Source organism: Cryobacterium sp. Hz9 (assembly GCF_004402825.1).
Lineage (GTDB): Bacteria > Actinomycetota > Actinomycetes > Actinomycetales > Microbacteriaceae > Cryobacterium > Cryobacterium gelidum.
In genome coordinates this window covers 288327-307783 of record NZ_SOFC01000011.1, presented here as the reverse complement: position 1 = coordinate 307783, position 19457 = coordinate 288327, and the positions used below count along the sequence as shown (strand labels likewise).

Sequence of the window (19457 nt, the reverse complement as noted above, 5' to 3'; positions counted from 1 at the left end):
CGGGGACGTCTGTTCTTCCCTGCGCGGTGAACGGTGCGGCCATAGGATGCCAGCATGCATGACGACAGCGCACTCGTTGAGGCTCGGCTGCACCGGTTCGTTCGCGAACGGCTGCAGCCGGCGATCTACCGGGCCACCGCGCCGCTCACGGTCACCGCCTGGGCGGCGGAGGGGGAGCCAGTATCGTTTGCCGAGGCGGTCTCGCATCCGTTTACGCCGTTCGTGGTGGGCGAGGCGTGGGGCCGGCCGTGGGGCACCGTATGGTTTCACCTCACGGGAACGGTGCCGCTGGAATGGGTGGGCATGGCCGACATGCGCATCGAGGTCGTCGTCGACCTGGGCTTCACTGCGGCCGTGCCGGGGTTTCAAGCCGAGGGCACCGCGTACGGCTCCGACGGTCGTCTCATCAAGGGCATCGAATCCTTGAACCGCACGGTCACCGTGACCGGTGGCGCCATCGATATCTACGTCGAGGCCGCCGCCAACCCCAACATCGCCGCCGACTTCAGCTTCGCCCCCACCCCGCTCGGTGACCTCGCGACCGCCGGCAGCGCGCCGCTCTACGTGCTACGCCAAGCGGATGTCGCCCAGCGCGACACGCAGGTCTGGCACCTCGCGCAAGACGTGTGCACGCTCGACGGCCTGCGCCAGCAACTTCCGGCCGCGTCGCCGCGGCGGGCGAACATACTGCGCGCCCTCGAACGCTGCGTCGACGTGCTCGACCCCGACGATGTGGGCGGCACCGCCGCAGCCGGTCGAGCCGCCCTCGCCAGCGTGCTCAGAAGCCCGGCCGCCGCGAGCGCCCACCGGGTGCACGCGGTGGGGCACGCGCACATCGACAGCGCCTGGCTCTGGCCGGTGCGCGAGACCGTGCGCAAGGTCGCGCGCACCTTCTCCAACGTGCTCGACCTGATCGACCGGCACCCCGATTTCGTGTTCGCCGCCTCGTCGGCGCAGCAGTACGCCTGGCTGAAAGACCACTATCCGCAGCTGTTTGCGCGTGTAAAGCGGGCCGTCGCGGCCGGCAACTTCGTGCCGGTCGGCGGAATGTGGGTCGAATCCGACACGAACATGCCCGGCGGCGAGGCGCTGGCACGACAGTTCGTGGCCGGCAAGAATTTCTTCCTGACCGAATTCGGCGTGGAACCGCTCGAGGTCTGGCTGCCCGATTCGTTCGGCTACTCGGCGGCGCTGCCGCAGATCGTGCGGGCGGCCGGCAGCCGCTGGTTCCTCACGCAGAAGCTTTCCTGGAACGACACGAACGTCTTTCCGCACCATAGCTTTCTCTGGGAGGGCCTCGACGGCAGCCGCATCTTCACGCACTTTCCGCCGGTCGCCGACTACAACGGGCAGCTCTCCGGGCTCGAACTGGCCAGGGCCGAGCGCCTGTTCGCGGAGAAGGGCGCGGCGAACACGTCGCTGGCGCCGTTCGGCTGGGGTGATGGCGGCGGCGGGCCGACCGAGGAGATGATCGCCGCCGCCCGCCGCACCGCGTCGCTCGAGGGGTCGCCCACGGTCGAGTTGTCGAGTCCACGGCGGTTCTTCGAGGCGGCGGAGGCCGAGTATGCGGCGCCGCCGGTGTGGTCGGGCGAGCTGTACCTCGAGTTTCACCGCGGCACGCTCACCTCGCAGGCCCGCACCAAGCAGGGCAACCGGCGCAGCGAGCACCTGCTGCGGGAGGCGGAACTGTGGGCGACGACGGCCGCGGTGCGGGTGGGGACGCAGTATCCGCGTGCGGCCCTCGACACGGCCTGGCAGTCCGTGCTGCTGCACCAATTTCACGACATTCTTCCCGGGTCGTCGATCGCCTGGGTGCACCAACAGGCGGAGCGCGAGTATGCGCGGGTCGCCGGGGTGCTCGAGGGGGTGATCGAGGCATCCGTTCGTGCGCTCTGCGGACCCGGTGACGGAGGGGTGCTGCTCAACGCCGGGCCGTACGCGCGAGGCGACGTGCCAGCGCTCGGCGGGGTGCATCTTCCGCTCCACCGGGCAGCGCCCGCGGTCGACGACACGCCCGTTGACGGTCTGGCCCGGGCCGCCCGCACCCCCGCCGGCTGGGTGCTGAGCAACACGCACGTGTCCGTCACGATCAACGACGACGGACTTTTCAGTTCGGTGCGCGATCGGAACGCCGACCGCGAGGTCGTGCCCATCGGCGCCGCTGGCAACCTGCTCACGTTGCACCGCGATACGCCCACCCAATGGGACGCCTGGGACATCGATACCCCGCACGCGCGCACGTTCACCGCGCTCACCGACGCCGAGTCGATCGAGACAATCGACGGGCTGCCGGCCGGTCGGGTCGGCGTGCGCATCACCCGGCGGTTCGGCGCGTCCTCGCTGATCGAGGACGTGACCCTGGCGGGCGAGTCGAGCGCCATCGACCTCGCGTTCAGCATCAACTGGCAGGAACGGCAGAAGCTGCTCCGGCTGAACTTCGCGCTCGATCTGCAGGCGGACCGGGCCGCCTCCGAGATTCAATTCGGCCATATATTCCGCCCGACGCACGCGAACACCTCGTGGGACGTGGCCCGCTTCGAAACCGTTGCGCACCGCTGGGTGCACGTCGGCGAGCCCGGCTTCGGCGTGGCCGTCGCCAACGATTCCACCTATGGCCACGCGATCAGCCGCACCGTCTTTTCGTCGTCAGCACCCGATGCTGCCACGTCACTCGACACCGGCGCCAGCGCCAGCGGGGCAGCGGATGCTCCGGGGAACGTCGAAATTACCGCCCACGTCGGTAGCACCGTGTCACTGTCCCTGCTCCGGGCGCCGATCTATCCCGACCCGACCGCCGATCAGGGCCAGCACCACCTGCGGGTGTCGCTGCGCGTGGGGGCGGATATCCCCGATGCGGTATCTGAAGGCTATCGATTGAACCTGCCGGTGCGCACCGTGACCGGCGTCAGCTCCCGGCCAATCGAGCCGCTGGTCACGGTCGACAACCCGGCGGTCGTGATCGAGGCGGTCAAACTCGCCGAAGACGGCAGCGGGGACGTGATCGTGCGGCTCTACGAGGCGCACGGAACCCGGGCCCGCGCCCGGGTCATCCGCTCGTTCGAGGCGGCGGCGGCCGGCGAGACTGATCTGCTGGAGCGTTCCCTCGCCCCGGCCGCCATTATCGCCGCTGACGGCCCGGCCCTGACGCTCGAGTTACGCCCCTTCCAGCTGGTGACTCTGCGCTACGTCGACTCGCGCAATGGAAAGGCAGCCGGTTAGACCAGGAGCTGGTGCTTGGCGAGGTCGCGGTAGAGCGGCGTCGAGACGACCAACTCGGAGTGGGTGCCCACACCGACGACCTGGCCGTGGTCGAGTACCACGATTTGGTCGGAATCCACCACGGTCGACAGGCGGTGCGCGATCACGATGAGAGTACGGTCGGCCGCGACGGCGTCAATGGCCTCTCTCATCATCTGCTCATTCTTGCCGTCGAGGCTCGAGGTCGACTCGTCGAGCAACAGAATCGGCGGGGCCGCGAGCAGCGCCCGCGCGATCGCGAGCCGTTGGCGTTCCCCACCGGAGAGCTTCACGCCCGACTCGCCGACCGCGGCATCGAGCCCGGCCGGGTCGCGGTCAAGCACCTCGCCGAGATTGACCGCGTGCAGCACGGCGATGCACTCGTCGTCGGTGGCGTCAGGAGTCGCGAGGGTGAGGTTGTCGCGCAGTGACCCGGCGAGCACCGGGGCGTCCTGCTCGACATAGCCGATCTGGGCGCGCAGCGCGGTGCGATCCAGCGAGCGGATGTCCAGCCCGCCGAGCCGCACGGTGCCCGCCGAGACATCGTAAAACCGTTCGATCAGGGCCAGGATCGTGCTCTTTCCGGCGCCGCTCGGCCCCACGAGCGCCGTGCGCAGCCCGCGCGGAGCGCTGAACGAGACGCCGGTGAGCACCGGACGGGGCTCTGTGGACGCGGGGGAGACGGCGGAGTCGGCACCGGCGGTGGAGGTGGCGGCGGTGGCGGTGGCGGTGGCGGTACCGGGGGAGTCGGCCGAGTCGGCACCGGCACCGGCGGTGGTGGTGGAGTCGGCCGAGTCGGCACCGGCGGTGGTGGTGGTGGTGGATGGGGCGGGTGTAGCAGCGGCGGAACCCGCTGGGCCGGCAGCATCCGTTACCACGGCAGTCTCGGCTTCTGCCTCAGCGTCAACCGCCACCGGCGTCACCGCGTAGCCGAAGTGCACGTTCTCGAAGCTGATCGCGGCGGCTTCGGGGTTGACCTTCTCGTTGGCGGCGCCGACCGTCATGGCCAGCGGGGCGATATCGCGGTCGAACTGGTCTTCGGCGGGCAGGTCGATGATCTCCTGAATCCGGCCGAGCGCGCCGAGCGCCGCGTTGACCGAGGTGATGGCGCCGAAGAACTGGCCGAGCGGCATGATCATCAGGAACAGGAACAGAATGAACGCGACCAGGTCGGCGATCGTGATGGCGTTGCTGGCGACCCGAAAACCGCCAACGCCGAGCACCACGAGAAACGACACCTGCATGGCGATACCGGCGATCGGCACGACGAGGGCGCTGATCTTGGCGACCTTGATCCCCATGCGCCAGGCGCCGCGGGCGTCTTCTTCGATCACGGCGACTTCGCGCTCGGTCGCATTGGAAGCACGCACGGTGCGAATGGCACTGATGGCACGCTCAACGCTCGCGGCGAGGTCACCGACCTTCGCCTGGGCCGCTTGGCTCGCCGTGCGGATCCGTCGTGACAACAGGATGACGGTGACCACCGACACCGCGATGACGAGCACGGTCAGCCCGAGCAGCACCGGGTCGATGATGAGCATCGCCACGAGGGCGCCGATGAATGTGAGCGATCCGCCGATCGCTTCGACCAGCCCCTGGGTGAGTACCGCGCGGAGCAGGGTGGTGTCGCTGCCGACGCGGGAGACGAGGTCTCCGGTGCGACGGGCATCGAACTCGCTGATCGGCAGGCGCAGCAGGCGCCCCACCAGTTTGCGGCGACTCGAGAGCACGACACCCTCGCCGGTGCGCTGCAACAGGTAATGCTGGTAGCCGCTGATCAGGCCCGAAATTACTACCAGGGCGATCAACAAGCCTACGAGCGACCCCAGCGGGTTCCCAGCCTGCACGATCGTGATGACCTGGCTCACCAGCAGCGGCTGGGCCAGGCTTGCAGCGGCGCCGAGCACGCTCAGCACGATGACGACGGCGAGCACCTTTTTGTGCTCGCCCAGGTAGGGCAGCAGCTGGCTGAACTTCGCGCGTGGCCCGGTGGGGGCTGGACGGCCGCGTCGGCCGCGCGAGGACTTCACAGCGGCCGGGAAAGCGGATGCAGGGGTGGTTTCGGGCGCACGGGTAGCGGTATTCACTCATGAATCTTAACCGTCAAAGATGCGAACAATCCCCAATGTCACCCGTGCGGTCTACAGTGGGGAACTGTGCCAGAGCCTGTCATCGCCACCCAGAATCTCGTCAAGAGATACCAGGATTTCGTCGCCGTCGACGGCATCAGTTTCGAGGTGGCGCCGGGGGAATCCTTCGGGTTGCTGGGCCCCAACGGCGCGGGAAAATCCACGACGATGCGCATGATCGGCGCGGTCTCCACCCGCACGAGCGGCGGCCTCAACGTACTCGGGCTCGACCCCAATCGGTACGGTCCGGAGATTCGCTCGCAGCTCGGCGTGGTGCCGCAAGAGAACAATCTCGACATGGAACTCAAGGTGCGAGAGAACCTGCTGGTCTACGGCCGCTACTTCGGGCTCCCGCGCGCCCGGGTGGCTCGCCGCGCCGACGAACTGCTGGAGTTCGCGCAGCTCGCGGACAAGGCGAGCGCCAAGGTCGATGACCTCTCCGGCGGAATGAAACGTCGCCTCACCATCGCCAGGGCGCTCATCAACGACCCGCGCCTGCTGCTGCTCGACGAGCCCACGACGGGCCTCGACCCGCAGGCACGTCACATCCTCTGGGACCGGCTGTTTCGCCTCAAGGAGCAGGGCACGACCCTGCTTTTGACCACGCACTACATGGATGAAGCCGAACAGCTCTGCGACCGCCTGGTCGTCGTTGACAAGGGCCGCATCATGGCCGAGGGTTCCCCGGCCGACCTCATTCGCCGGTATTCCTCGCGCGAAGTGCTCGAGGTGCGCTTCGGCTCCACCCAGAACGCCGCCGTCGCCGACCGCATCCAAGGCTTCGGCGAACGGGTCGATGTGCTGCCCGACCGCATCCTGGTCTACAGCGACAGCGGCGAGAATGAATTAGAGCAGATGACCGCGGCGGGCCTCCGCCCGATCACCAGCCTGGTACGCCGCTCCAGCCTCGAAGACGTGTTCCTGCGTCTCACCGGCAGGAATCTGATCGAATGAGTGGCCTGTCTGAGAGCTTGCGCCCGTGAGCGCGGGCGATGCGGGTAGCGTTCGGGATGCGGATGGCGCGGGCGATGGCATCCGTTCACAGACCCTGGCCGCGGCCGTCGCGGCGGCGGCGCGCACCCGGCGCTACGGCTCCTGGTACGTGGCCGACCACCGGTTTCGGGTCATGCGGTCGTACGCCCAGACCGTGCTGTTCACCGCGGTCGGCAGCCCCCTCATTTACCTGTACGCGATGGGGGTGGGCCTCGCCAGCCTCGTCGACGGTAATCTTGGCGGCAACGCCGTCAATGGGGTCAGCTACCTGGCGTTTTTGGCCCCGGCGCTGCTTTCGAGCAGCGCGATCGCGGTGGCGTCCGAGGAGTTCACGTACCCGATCATGCTCGGCTTCAAATGGAACCCCACCTTCTTCGGCATGAACGCGAGTTCGATTCAACCCGGCCAGATCGTCAACGGCATCCTCATCTCGGTCGCGGCGCGCATGGTGCTCACCTGCGCCATCTTCTATGTCTTCATGCTGGTCTTCGGGGCGGTGCCCGGGGCGCTCGGGTTCATCGCCGTGCCGGTGGCGCTGCTCACCGGCCTCGCCTTCGGCGCGCTCGTGATGGCCTACACGGCCACCCTCAAAGACGACACCGGTCAGCTCGCCATGCTGCAGCGCTTCGTGGTCCTGCCGATGACCCTGTTCTCTGGCACGTTCTTTCCGCTCGATCTGCTGCCGCCCTACCTGCAGTGGATCGGCTGGATCTCGCCGCTCTGGCACGGCACCGAGCTATCCCGTGTCTTCGCCTACGGCAGGCCGGAGCCGATCTGGCTGAGCGTCGTGCACGTGCTCTACCTGACGGCGTTGTTGGCTATCGGCTGGTTCTGGGCCCGCCGTCTCACCCTGCGGCGCCTGAACAAATGAGAAGGGTGAACGAGTGACCGGACCACACCTGTCTCCCTCGACGCTCACAGCCGGCGCTCGCGCACCGCGCACGTTCGGTAGCCTCTATGCCGGCAACGCGCGCAGCGTGATGGCGCGCGGCTGGCGGGCGACACGCAGCTCCAACTCGCTCGCCATTCTGAGCGGGTTCGTCGAACCCATCTTTTACCTGCTGTCGATGGGCCTCGGGCTCGGGGCACTGATCGGGCAGGTGCACACGGCTGACGGGGTGAACGTGCCGTACGCGGCGTTCATCGCCCCGGCCCTGCTCGCCGTCGCCGCGATGAACGGCGCGATCTACGACTCGACCTGGAACGTGTTCTTCAAGATGCAGTTCGCCAAGCTCTACGAGGGCATGCTGTCGACCTCACTCGGCCCGCTCGACGTGGCGCTCGGCGAAATCTCGCTCGCCCTGGTGCGCGGGCTGCTGTACGCGACCGGATTCCTGCTCGTGATGCAGGCGCTCGGGCTCAACCTGTCCTGGTGGGCGCTGCTGGCCCTGCCGGCGGTCGTGCTCATCGCATTCGGCTTCGCGAGCATCGGGATGGCGGTGACGAGCTACATGAAGACCTTCCAGCAGATGGACTGGATCAACTTTGTACTGCTACCGATGTTTCTGTTCTCGGCCACGTTCTACCCGCTCAGCGTCTACCCGCAGGGCATCCAATACGTGATCCAGGCGTTGCCGCTCTGGCACGGTGTCGAGCTCGTACGCGGCCTGACCACCGGGCAGATCGACCCCGGAATGCTCTGGCACGTGCTCTACTACGCCGTGATGATCATGATCGGCCTGATCTTCACCACTCGCCGCCTCAAGGCCCTCTTCTTGAACTGAAGCAACGCACCCCCCTCGCAATCGCGAGAGGGGTGCGGATGCTGCGCGGCGACAGCCTAGCGGTGCAGGTCGAGGTCCTTCGTCTCGCGGCTGAGGACCAGCGCGATCAGGGTGATCACGGCCATGATCGAGAGGTAGATGCCAACCCAGAACGGGCTGCCTTCGCCGAGCGTCCACAGCCAGATGGCGATGAACGGGGCGACGGCCGCGCCGAGAATCGAGCTCATGTTGTAGGCGAACGCGGAGCCGGTGTAGCGCACGCTCGTCGGGAACAGCTCGGGCAGCAGCGCGCCCATCGGGCCGAAGGTCATCCCCATCAGCGAGAAGCCGACGATGAGAAACAGCATCACGCCGGGGAAGCCGGCGCCGAGCAGCGGCACGAACAGCAAACCGAACACGATGATGGCCAGGGTCACGATGATGAGTGTCTTGCGGCGGCCATGCTTGTCAGCCCAGGGGCCAGAGGCGAGGGTGAAGATCCCGAAGAACACGACGCCGAGAATCATCATGAGGATGAAGTTGTTGTAGCTGAAGCCGAGTCCCGGAACCGGGGCATCCGTCGCGGCCCGGCCGTAGCCGAGCGTGAACGTGGTCATCAGGTAGAACAGCACGTAGGTCGCGAGCATGATGAACGTACCGAGGATGAGTTCACGCCAGTTGGACTTGAACACCGCCGCGAGCGGCAGCTTCTCGACCCGGTCGGCCTTGACGACCTTGGTGAAGACCTCGCTTTCGACCAAGCGCAGACGCACCCAGAGACCGACGATGACCATCACGGCCGAGAACAGGAACGGGATGCGCCAGGCCCACTCGAGGAACGCCTCGGACGGACGGGTCGGGTCGGTTGACGGCAGGGCCAGGGCCAGGCCGAGGAACAGGCCGTTGGCGATGATGAAGCCGAGTGGGGCGCCGACCTGCGGGAAGGTGCCGTACCAGGCGCGCTTGCCGACGGGTGCGTTTTCGGTCGCCACGAGGGCCGCGCCACTCCACTCGCCGCCGAGGGCAAAGCCCTGGGCGAGGCGGAGGATGACGAGCATGAACGGTGCCCACCAGCCGATCATGTCGTAGGTCGGCAGCAGGCCGATCAAGAAGGTCGCGATGCCCATCGTGAGCAAGGCGCCAACCAGGGTGGCCTTGCGTCCCTTGCGGTCACCGAAGTGGCCGAAGAACAGTGCGCCGATCGGGCGGGCGACCATGGCGGCGCCGAAGACGGCGAAGGAAGCGAGGAGAGCGGTGGTCTCGTTTCCGGTGGGAAAGAACAGGTGCGGAAAGACCAGCACGGCGGCCGTGGCGTAGACGTAGAAGTCGTAGAACTCGATGGTCGTGCCGATGAGGCTCGCCATGATGACGCGGCCCTTTGGATTCAAAGGCGTGGTCGGCGTCGAAACTGACGCTGTGGTTGTAGACATGAGGGTGGAACGCTCCGGTCGGGATGGCTGAGCGGCGACGAAACCCGCAAGTCGATCTGACTTCCCGCGGTAGCGCTGACGCACGAATGGGGGCGTGGCCGCGTTTAGAGGGCACGGTAGAGTTTACCGCGAAGCCCGCAGCAACGAGCGAAAGCGGGCTCCTGGTCGCCGGGAGTGAACCGGAGCACCCCGTTATCCGCTTCCGCCACACTGCTGCTGTTACCAGAGCACCGCGATCACGACGTCGGTGAAGGTCAGGGCGCCGATGGCCCACAGCACGAGCGACGGCACGCTCGGCTTCTTGCGGTTCACGATCACGAGCACGGTGATCACGATGAGTAGGAGCAGCTTGAGGCCGATTTTAATGTTGTCGATATGGCCGAGCGAGCCCATCTCGATGATGCCGACGAGCAGCAGGCCGGTGACCAGTTGGGTCAGCGCACCGTGGAACATTGCGGCGACAATCGTGCCCTTGCCGGCAATGATCGGCTTGATCTGCACGAGAAATCCGCCGAGCAGCGAGGCGAGGCCGACGAAGTGCAGAATGAGCAGAATATTGCGTAGAAGGTCCATGCCTTCAGCCTAGGGACCATCCACGCCGCACGTTACCCGATCTGTCCGCGCAACTGCCGCAGCACCAGGGCGGTGGCCAGGGCAGCGGATGCCGCCTCCTCACCCTTGTCTTCTTTCGAACCGGGAAGCCCGGCGCGGTCGAGGCCCTGCTGTTCGTCGTCGATGGTCAGCACGCCGAAGCCGACGGGCTTGCCGGTGTCGAGGGCGACGCGGGTGAGGCCATCCGTTGCCGCATTCGAGACGAACTCGAAGTGGGGGGTGCCGCCGCGAATGATCACGCCGAGGGCGATGACCGCGTCGGCCCCGTTTTCGAGTGCGACCTTGCAGGCAACGGGCAGTTCGAAGCTGCCCGGAACACGCACGAGTGAGAATGCGGCGTGGCTCGCCTGCAGTACCCGGGTGGCGCCGGCGATGAGACCGTCGGTGATCACGTCGTGCCACTGTCCGGCCACGATCACGACCCGCAAGCCCCGTCCGTCAACAGTGATGCTGGGTCCTGTTCCGGCCATTAGGCGATTCCATTCATGATTTCGGTGTTCGTGATGTGGTGACCCATCCGGTCACGCTTGGTCGCGAGGTACTCCTCGTTGAATTCGCCGATACCGACGACGAGTGGCACCCGTTCGGTCACGGTGATGCCGTGCAGCTCGAGCTGACGCACCTTCTCGGGATTGTTGGTGAGCAGTCGCACCGACGTCAATCCCAGATCGTGCAGGATGCTTGTGGCCGCGCCGTAATCGCGACTGTCAACGGGAAGACCCAGCGCCAAGTTGGCGTCCAGGGTGTCGAGGCCGTCTTCCTGAAGCGCATAGGCCCGCAGCTTGTTGGTAAGGCCGATGCCGCGCCCCTCCTGACCGCGCAGGTAGACGACCACTCCGCCTTCCTCCTGGATGATGTCGAGCGAGGCATCGAGCTGCGGTCCACACTCGCACTTGAGCGAGCCGAAGGCTTCGCCGGTGAGGCACTCGGAGTGCACCCGCACGATGGCGCCATCCACCGGGGTTCCCGCCACGATCGCAACGTGGTCGGCGCCGGTGGAGCGGTCCCGGTAGGCGCGCACGCGAAAGGCACCGTGCCGCGTGGGTACCGTCGTCTCCACCTCGAAGTCGACCCGCGGTACCTCGATGAGTGGGGCACGCGTCTGAAGGACCTCGTCGGGATGAAACTCGTTGAGGTAGCTGATCAGGTCTTTGATGGTGATGACGAGCAGGCCCTCGCGCTCGCCGAGTTCGAGCAGGCCGGGGAGGCGCATCATCTCGCCGTCTTCGGCGACGATCTCGGCAATCGCGGCGACCGGAAACAGACCGGCCAGTTTCATCAGGTCGACGCCGGCTTCGGTGTGACCACCGCGCTCGCGCACGCCACCGTCGCGGGCGCGCAGCGGCAGGATGTGGCCGGGGCGGTGCAGACTCGCCGGAGCCGATGCCGGGTCGGCGAGCACCCGCAGGGTGTGGGCACGGTCGGCGGCGCTGATCCCGGTCGACAGGCGGTCGGCGGCGTCGACGCTCACCGTGTAATTGGTGCCGAGTGGGTCTTCGTTGTTCACGACCATCACCGGCAGGTCGAGCTGGTCGGCGATCTCGTTGGTCATCGGCGCGCAGATGAACCCGGACGAGTAGCGCACGGTCCAGGCAATCCATTCCTGGGTGGCGAGCTGGGCCGAGATGATGACGTCGCCCTCATTTTCGCGGCCCTCGTCGTCGGCGACGATGACCGGTCGGCCGAGGCGCAGGGCGTCCAGTGCGGAGGGGATATCGGCGAGACTCATGATGCGCTCCTTGGTGCGGTTGCGTGCTGGGGTTCTGGGGGTGAAGCTTGCGACGGCAGTGCGGCGGCGGAAAGAGCCAGCATCCGTTCAATGTGGCGGGCCAGAATGTCGGTTTCGATATTGACTCGGTCGCCAACGGCGAGGCCGCCCAGGGTGGTCGCGGCGAGGGTTTCGGGGATGAGGGAGACCTCGAACCACTGGCTCGCCTCGGTGGCGGGGCTGATGTTGCTCACGGTCAGGGAGACGCCGTCGATGGCGATCGAGCCCTTGTCAACGACGAGCTTGGCAAGCCGGGCGCTGACGCTGAATCGCAGTACCCGCCAGGCCTCGCCGGGCGTGATGACCAGCACGGTGCTGGTGCCGTCGATGTGGCCCTGCACGATGTGACCGCCGAGGCGTCCACCGACGAGGGCGGCGCGTTCGAGGTTGACCGGGGAGCCGATGCGGGCGTCGGACAGCGTTGACATGGTCAGGGTCTGCTTCATGACGTCGGCGGTGAAGGTGTCGGGCGTGCGCTCGACCACCGTGAGACAGACGCCCTGTACGGCAATGGAGTCGCCGTGACCGACTCCGTCGACGACGAGCGGGCCGCGGATGGTGAGGCGGGCGGCATCCGCTGTGTGGTCGATACGCTCGATCTGGCCGAGCTCCTCGATGATTCCGGTAAACATGGGTGGTCCTTAGATCGAAGTGGGTTGGGGCCGGGCCACGATGAGAACGTCGTCGCCGAGCCGGTCGAGAGACTGAATAGAGAGGCGGCGTTGCTCGCCGATGGCGCTCACGCCGATGTCGCCGAGCACCAGTCGGGGCCCGCCGATCAGTGTGGGCGCGAGGTAGATGAGGTATTCGTCGACCAGCGCCGCGGCGACGAAGGCGCTCGCCAGGGTCGGTCCGCCCTCGATGAACACGCTGCGCAGGCCCCGGCCGTGCAGATCGGCCAGCAGGCCTGGCAGATCGAGGCCGTCGAAGAACAACGGTTGCTTCGGGTGCGCGAACAGGGCAGCGGATGTCGGCAGCGCACGACGGCCGACGATCACGGGCACGGGCTGCTGGGCGAGCAGCCCGCCGTCTTCGCCCCGTGCGGTCAGCGCCGGGTCGTCGGCGAGCACGGTGCCGGTACCGACCAGAATCGTGTCGCGGGCCGCGCGGCGTCGGTGCACGTCGAGGCGGGCCGCGGCGCCGGTGATCCACCGGCTGGAGCCGTCGGTCGCGGCCGCGCGACCGTCGAGACTCGAGGCCCATTTGAGCGTGACGAATGGGCGGCCGAGGCGGGCGGCAACGAGCCAGTCACCGAGAAATGCTTCGCCTTGCTCGACGATCACGCCGCCCTGCACCTCGATACCGGCGGCGCGTAGCCGGGCGGCCCCGCCGCAGGAGTGCTTGCCGGGGTCGCTCACAGAGTAGATGACGCGGGCGACGCCGGCGTCGATCAGGGCCAGCGCGCACGGACCGGTACGGCCGACATGGTTGCATGGTTCGAGGGTGACGACGGCGGTGCTGCCGCGAGCCGCGCCGGGGGCGAGCTTCGCAAGGGCGTCGACCTCGGCGTGCCGGCTTCCGGCACCGCGGTGCCAGCCTTCGGCGAGGGTCTCGCCGTGCCCGTTCAGGATGAGGCAGCCGACCTGCGGGTTCACGCCGGTGGCCGGGCCGTGGGCGGCGAGTTCGAACGCGCGGCGCATGGCACCCTCGACGGCTGGACCGGTCAGGCCCGTGCCGACTGCCGTGTTCTCGATCATCCCGCCCTCATCCGTATTGGACGAGCTCCGGGGGTGTGGATCTGCGCACGGAAAATACCGCACGCAAAATTCCGTTGGTCGGCTGTAGCAGCCAACCAACTCGTGCGCCTCCCGTCCGGACTGTGACCGTCGGTGCTGGAGTTTCACCAGCTCAACCGCTTCGTCCCTCAAACGTTCTCGAGGGACTAACGGGTCGCGGACTTTAACCGCCGGTTCGGAATTACACCGACCCCGGAGCACGTGTACTGCAAGTACTACTTCTAGTTATAGTGCAACAGGCTGCACGCCGCGTTATTCCCGCCGACATCCGCTGTCACGGGTACGAGTTCAGGGGGCTCCGACCAGGGCGCGGGCGGTGCTCTCGTCGACGAACAGGTCGGTGATGAGCCGCGCGGCGAGGGCCCCGCGCAGGCTGGCGAGCTTGGAGCGGCCGGCTACAACGCAGATGCGGCGTGGGGTGCGGCGTAGCACGGTGAAGTCCGGGCCGGTCGAGCGTTCATTCAGGGCGATGCCGTCGGTCGAGCCGTCGGCGCGGTAGAACACGGTCGCCACATCGCCCACGACGCTGGCCGCGCTGAGCTCATCGAATTCGGCCTGTTCGAGGTATCCGCCGGCGTACACGCGGCTGACCACGCCGGAAAAGGGGGAACCGAGACCGAATAAGGCGATGTCCATGATGGCTTGCATCTCGAGCAGGCGGCTGACGCTGCGCTCCCGCCACAACGCCTGCTTGGTCGCCGGGTCGTCGAAGAATGCGGGTACCGGGAACTGCTGCACGTGCGCGCCGAACGCCGTGCCGAAACGTCCGAGGATTTCGCTCGCATAGCCCAGGCCGGTCGTGCGCATGTTTCCGGCTCCGTTGAGCTGCACGATCTGCGAGTTGTGCGTTTGTTTCGGGGTAACGTGCCGACTGATCGCGTTCATGGTGGAACCCCACGCGATGCCCATGGTCATGTTGGAGTCGAAATACTGACCGAGAATTCGTGCAACGGATAGGGCCACCCGCTCGAGCCGATCGACGTCGGTAGCACTGTCGGGCACCGGGACCACGTGCGCGGTGATCTGAAACCGAGCCTCGAGCTGCTGCTCGAGGTGACTCGGGGCATCCAGGGGAGACTTGATCTGGATGTCGACCAAACCCGTCTCCCTGGCATGGCTGAGCAGGCGGGAGATCGAGGAGCGGGAGGTGTGGAGCTCGTGAGCGATGGCATCCATCGTGAGGTCCTGCATGTAATACAGGTGCGCCGCGGTAAGTGCGTCGCGGCTGCGATCGGATTGCACGGGATCGGGCATCGGATCAATAGCGTAGGTCACAGCGGCTCCTTGCACGTATGTTCAATCCGGTTGAGAAATTGTGTCGTCCTGTCAGACTGAATCTATTCACATGGCTTGCCCCGCGCAAATCCACTGCGCAGATTCACACCGGGCCCGCCCCGAGACAGAGGTGACAACAATGTCGTTCCAACACGAACAGACGCCGTCCGCGATCTCCGACCGTCCCCGCGCCCAGGTGCTCATCATCGGCGCCGGCATCAATGGCATCGCGACCTTCCGCGACCTGGCCCTGCAGGGCGTTGACGTGGTCCTCGTGGAGAAGAACGACTATGTTTCGGGTGCCTCGTCGGCGAGTTCGCACATGATTCACGGTGGGGTGCGCTACCTCGAAAACGGCGAATTCCGCCTCGTCAAGGAATCGGTCGAGGAGCGCAACAGCCTTCTCAAGATCGCGCCGCACTACGTCAAGCCGCTACAGACGACCATTCCCATCTTCTCCACCTTCTCCGGTGTGATGGCAGCGCCGCTGCGGTTCCTCACCCACAAACAAGGTGCCAAGCACGTAGAGCGCGGTGCCCTGCTCATCAAAATCGGCATGATGATCTACGACGCTTTCTCCCGCGATGGCGGTACGGTGCCGCGCCACGAGTTCAAGGGCCGCACGAAGGCCCTTGCCGCGCTGCCCATGCTCAACCCCGGCCTCAAGTACACGGCCACCTACTATGACGCCGCCATGCACGACCCGGAACGCCTCGCCCTCGACGTGCTGCGCGACGGCCTCGAGGCCGGCCCGCACGCCCGCGCCGCAAACTACGTTGAGGCTGCCGGTATGAACGACACCGGCGTGCTCCTGCGCAACACGATCACCGGCGAGGAATTTCGATTCGAGGCGGATGTCGTCGTGAATACGAGCGGGCCGTGGACCGACCTGACCAACGAGGTGCTCGGCCAGCCGAGCACATTCATGGGCGGTACCAAGGGCTCCCACGTCGTACTCGACAACCCGGAGCTGCTCGCGGCGACCGGGGGCCGGGAAATCTTCTTCGAACACGAAGACGGCCGCATTGTGCTGATCTACCCGCTCAAGGGCCGTGTCCTGGTCGGCACCACCGACCTCGAGCACGACATGACCCAGCCGATTCGCTGTACCGAAGAGGAGATCGACTACTTCTTCGACCTGGTCGCGCACGTTTTCCCAACCGTTACGGTAAACCGATCCCACATCGTGTTCCGCTTCGCCGGAGTGCGCCCATTGCCGCGCCACGACGATGAAGCCCCCGGTTTCGTCTCCCGCGACTACCGCATCGAGTCGCGGCCGTTGCCGCGCACGGGCGCTGCGAACGGCACCCTGCTCAGCCTGGTCGGCGGCAAGTGGACCACCTTCCGCGCCCTCGCCGAGAATCTCAGCACGGACATTCTGAAACTTCTCGGCCTGCCGCGCACAGCCTCCACCGAGGGCCTCGCCATCGGCGGCGGGCGCGACTGGCCTGCTACGGAAGCCGCCACCCTGGTCTGGGTCACCGCCCACGGTGACGAGGTCGGGGCCGACCGTGCAGCGGCACTGCTCGCCCGCTATGGTACCCGGGCGAGCGAGGTCATCGACTTCCTGACGGATCCGGCCGGTGAAGCGGATGCTCCTCTGGCGCACAACGCCGCATACACCCGGCGCGAAATTGAGTTTCTGGCCTCGACCGAGGACGTCGTTCGCCTGCTCGACGTACTCCTGCGCCGCACCAGCATGGCCTTCGTCGGCGACGTGACCACGCCGTTGATCGAGGAGTTGACGCTCGTGGTCGCCCCCGTTCTCGGCTGGGATGCCGGGCGCCGGGCCGAGGAGATCGAGTTGACTCGCCGAATCCTGAGCGACGTGCACGGGGTCGAGCTCGGCCCGGTCAGCCACAACACCGCCCTGGTCTCGTAGCCGCAGCACCCGGCCGGCAATCTGCACGAACGTGCAGTGGAAATCGGCCGGGGCTGGCGCGCGCGCCGATACCTTTTAGACAAGGTGCTCGACTGCCGCACTCGACAACAAGGTCGATCGGCGAACAGCACTCCCCATCTGAAAGGTCAATGTGGACAATATCGATGTCGTCTTTATGTCAGAGGTCGTGGGAACGGCCATCCTCGTGCTCCTCGGCTGTGGTGTGGTCGCCAACGTGGCGCTCGCCAAGAACAAGGGCTTGGGCGGTGGGTTCCTCATGGTCACGATCGGGTGGGGCCTCGCGGTCTACGCCGGTGTGATCGCCGCCTACAACTCCGGTGCCCACCTGAACCCGGCCGTCACGCTCGGCCTCGTCGCGAGCGGGGCCGAGACCTTCGGGTCCGGTGTACCGGTCAACGTCGCGTCGACGCTCACCTACATCGGTGCGCAGATGATCGGTGCCATTCTCGGTGCCGTCGTCGTTTGGCTCGCCTACAAGCAGCACTTCGACCTGGAACCGGATGCCGCCAACAAGCTCGGTGTCTTCTCGACCGGGCCGGCCATCCGCTCCTACGGCTGGAACCTCGTCACCGAGATCATCGGCACCTTCCTGCTCGTCTTCGTGGTCATCGGCTTCGGCCGGAACGGGGACGCCGGCGGCCTCGCCGCCCTGGGTGCACTGCCGGTGGCCCTGCTCGTGATCGCCATCGGCGCCTCGCTCGGTGGGCCGACCGGGTACGCGATCAACCCGGCGCGTGACCTCGGCCCTCGCATCGCGCACTTCCTCCTGCCGATCAAGGGCAAGCGGGGCAGCGACTGGTCCTATGCCTGGGTGCCGGTCGTGGGTCCCATCATCGGCGGGGTCCTTGCCGGAGCTTCATCGGGGGTGCTGCTGCCCATCCTGGGCTAAGCCCGCCCACATATTTTGCAGCATGCGCTGTCGTCGTAAAACTTGCTTTCTCACCTGGAACAACAAAGGAGTTACACATGGCCAAATACATTCTCGCCATCGACCAGGGAACCACCAGCTCCCGCGCGATCGTCTTCGACAAGGCCGGCTCGATCATCTCGACCGGCCAGCTCGAGCACAAACAGATTCTGCCGCAGGCCGGCTGGGTCGAGCATGACCCGAAGGAAATCTGGGACAACACCCGTGAGGCCATCGGCCAGGCGCTATCGAAGGCGAACATCACCCGCCACGACATCGAAGCCGTCGGCATCACCAACCAGCGCGAAACCGCTGTCGTCTGGGACAAAAACACCGGCGTGCCCGTCTACAACGCCATCGTCTGGCAGGACACCCGGACCCAGCCCATCGTCGACCGGTTGGCAGCGGATGGTGGCGTCGACCGGTTCAAAGCGAAGGTCGGTCTACCACTGGCCACCTACTTCTCCGGAACCAAGATCGTCTGGATCCTGGAAAACGTTGAGGGAGCACGCGCGAGAGCGGATGCCGGCGACCTCCTGTTTGGCACCACGGATTCCTGGGTTCTCTGGAACCTGACCGGCGGCATCGAGGGCGGCGTCCACGCGACCGACGTCACCAACGCCAGCCGCACCATGTTCATGGACCTCGAAACCCTGCAGTGGGACGACGAGATTCTCAGCATCTTCGACGTGCCGAAGTCGATGCTGCCCGAGATCAAGTCGTCCTCCGAGGTGTACGGCACTGCGAGCGGGCACAGCCTGCTGCGCGAGGTGCCGATATCCGGAATCCTCGGCGACCAGCAGGCGGCGACTTTTGGCCAGGCCGCCTTCGACCAGGGCGAGGCGAAGAACACCTACGGCACCGGAAACTTTCTGATCTTCAACACCGGTACCGAGATCATCCACTCGAAGAACGGCTTGCTCACCACCGTGGGGTACAAGCTCGGCGACGCCCCGGTGCACTATGCCCTGGAGGGGTCGATCGCTGTCACCGGCTCGCTCGTGCAGTGGATGCGCGACCAGATCGGCATCATCAAGAACGCCAACGAGATCGAAGACCTGGCCAAGACGGTCACGGACAACGGCGGGGCGTACTTCGTGCCGGCTTTCTCCGGCCTGTTCGCGCCGTACTGGCGGTCGGACGCCCGCGGCGCCCTGGTCGGCCTCACCCGCTACGTGAACAAGGGTCACATCGCCCGTGCAGCACTCGAGGCCATCGCCTATCAGACCCGGGAGGTGCTCGACGCGGTCAACGCGGACTCCGGGGTGCCGCTGACCGAGCTCAAGGTCGACGGCGGTGCCACGGTGAACGACCTGCTCATGCAGTTCCAGGCCGACATCATCGGCGTGCCCGTCGTGCGCCCGGTCGTCGCCGAGACCACCGCGCTTGGCGCCGCCTACGCGGCCGGCCTCGCCGTGGGCTTCTGGAGCGGCCTCGACGACCTGCGCTCCAACTGGCAGGAAGACGCACGCTGGGAGCCCTCCATGGAGCCGGAGGAAGCCGCCCGCCTGCTGCGCAACTGGAAAAAAGCAGTCACGAAAACCCTGGACTGGGTAGACGAAGACGTGCGTTAGCCTCACCTCTCCACCGGCCCGGCCGCTCCCCCTCTCCCGGGGCGCATAACTCCTGCAAATTGCCGTGTCAAATTTTCGGAGGTCCGTGTTTTCGCGGTCCGTAGACACAGCGCGTGCAATCTGCAGGAGTTATGCCTTGGTGACTGCCCGGTGATCCATCAATTCGGCTCGACCGCCCTTCTGGGTGACC

The 19457-nt window shown here is 66.5% G+C and carries 15 protein-coding genes and 1 riboswitch; of the genes, 7 read left to right on the top strand and 8 right to left on the bottom strand.

Annotated elements, in window-relative coordinates:
- The first annotated feature begins 54 nt into the window (after nt 1–54).
- Nucleotides 55–3219, top strand: coding sequence for a glycoside hydrolase family 38 C-terminal domain-containing protein (locus E3N85_RS05725; RefSeq protein WP_134460514.1), 3165 nt, complete (start codon nt 55–57; stop codon nt 3217–3219).
- Here the strand turns inward: E3N85_RS05725 and E3N85_RS05720 are convergent.
- Entirely contained in the window at nt 3216–5267 is a 2052-nt protein-coding gene (locus tag E3N85_RS05720) for an ABC transporter ATP-binding protein (protein WP_134460808.1), read from the bottom strand. The genes E3N85_RS05725 and E3N85_RS05720 overlap by 4 nt on opposite strands.
- A 126-nt stretch (nt 5268–5393) precedes the next feature.
- Between E3N85_RS05720 and E3N85_RS05715 the strand changes: the two genes are divergently transcribed.
- From E3N85_RS05715 to E3N85_RS05705, 3 genes are read left to right on the top strand one after another with little or no spacing between them, the layout of a single operon-like run.
- On the top strand, nt 5394–6320 hold the full coding sequence (locus tag E3N85_RS05715; RefSeq protein WP_134460511.1) for an ABC transporter ATP-binding protein: 927 nt from the start codon (nt 5394–5396) through the stop codon (nt 6318–6320).
- A gap of 25 nt (nt 6321–6345) precedes the next feature.
- A complete protein-coding gene (locus E3N85_RS05710; protein WP_241978319.1) occupies nt 6346–7230 on the top strand; it encodes an ABC transporter permease in 885 nt (294 codons plus the stop codon).
- 28 nt (nt 7231–7258) lie between these two features.
- The gene (locus E3N85_RS05705) at nt 7259–8083 is read left to right on the top strand and encodes an ABC transporter permease (protein ID WP_241978332.1); all 825 of its coding nucleotides are present in this window, start codon (nt 7259–7261) and stop codon (nt 8081–8083) included.
- A gap of 56 nt (nt 8084–8139) precedes the next feature.
- On the opposite strand, the gene E3N85_RS05700 is transcribed toward E3N85_RS05705, so the two are convergent.
- The 7 genes from E3N85_RS05700 to E3N85_RS05670 all read right to left on the bottom strand — a co-directional run bounded on the left by E3N85_RS05700 (nt 8140) and on the right by E3N85_RS05670 (nt 14862).
- Entirely contained in the window at nt 8140–9492 is a 1353-nt protein-coding gene (locus E3N85_RS05700) for an MFS transporter (protein WP_134460508.1), read from the bottom strand.
- A 219-nt stretch (nt 9493–9711) separates the two neighbouring features.
- Nucleotides 9712–10065, bottom strand: coding sequence for a hypothetical protein (locus E3N85_RS05695; RefSeq protein WP_134460505.1), 354 nt, complete (start codon nt 10063–10065; stop codon nt 9712–9714).
- 32 nt (nt 10066–10097) lie between these two features.
- A complete protein-coding gene (gene ribH / locus E3N85_RS05690) occupies nt 10098–10574 on the bottom strand; it encodes a 6,7-dimethyl-8-ribityllumazine synthase (RefSeq protein WP_134460502.1) in 477 nt (158 codons plus the stop codon).
- Complete coding sequence (gene ribA, locus E3N85_RS05685) at nt 10574–11833, bottom strand: GTP cyclohydrolase II (RefSeq protein ID WP_134460498.1); 1260 nt, start codon at nt 11831–11833, stop codon at nt 10574–10576. Before ribA ends, ribH begins: the two co-directional genes overlap by 1 nt.
- Nucleotides 11830–12504 carry a riboflavin synthase gene (locus tag E3N85_RS05680; protein WP_134460495.1) on the bottom strand — a complete coding sequence of 225 codons (675 nt, stop codon included), beginning with the start codon at nt 12502–12504 and terminating at the stop codon, nt 11830–11832. Before E3N85_RS05680 ends, ribA begins: the two co-directional genes overlap by 4 nt.
- 9 nt (nt 12505–12513) lie before the next feature.
- The gene (gene ribD, locus E3N85_RS05675; protein WP_241978318.1) at nt 12514–13569 is read right to left on the bottom strand and encodes a bifunctional diaminohydroxyphosphoribosylaminopyrimidine deaminase/5-amino-6-(5-phosphoribosylamino)uracil reductase RibD; all 1056 of its coding nucleotides are present in this window, start codon (nt 13567–13569) and stop codon (nt 12514–12516) included.
- 99 nt (nt 13570–13668) lie between these two features.
- Nucleotides 13669–13812: riboswitch (FMN riboswitch) on the bottom strand.
- Nucleotides 13813–13896: 84 nt separating this feature from the next.
- Entirely contained in the window at nt 13897–14862 is a 966-nt protein-coding gene (locus E3N85_RS05670; RefSeq protein ID WP_134460796.1) for a sugar-binding transcriptional regulator, read from the bottom strand.
- A 160-nt stretch (nt 14863–15022) separates the two neighbouring features.
- Here E3N85_RS05670 and E3N85_RS05665 point away from each other — a divergent pair, with 160 nt between their 5' ends.
- From E3N85_RS05665 to glpK, 3 genes are all read left to right on the top strand, one after another.
- The gene (locus E3N85_RS05665) at nt 15023–16765 is read left to right on the top strand and encodes a glycerol-3-phosphate dehydrogenase/oxidase (RefSeq protein ID WP_134460492.1); all 1743 of its coding nucleotides are present in this window, start codon (nt 15023–15025) and stop codon (nt 16763–16765) included.
- Nucleotides 16766–16940: 175 nt separating this feature from the next.
- Nucleotides 16941–17675: an MIP/aquaporin family protein gene (locus E3N85_RS05660; protein WP_134460793.1), complete on the top strand. Its 735-nt coding sequence runs from the start codon at nt 16941–16943 to the stop codon at nt 17673–17675.
- 77 nt (nt 17676–17752) lie between these two features.
- Nucleotides 17753–19267 carry a glycerol kinase GlpK gene (gene glpK, locus E3N85_RS05655; RefSeq protein ID WP_134460490.1) on the top strand — a complete coding sequence of 505 codons (1515 nt, stop codon included), beginning with the start codon at nt 17753–17755 and terminating at the stop codon, nt 19265–19267.
- Nucleotides 19268–19457: the final 190 nt, after the last annotated feature.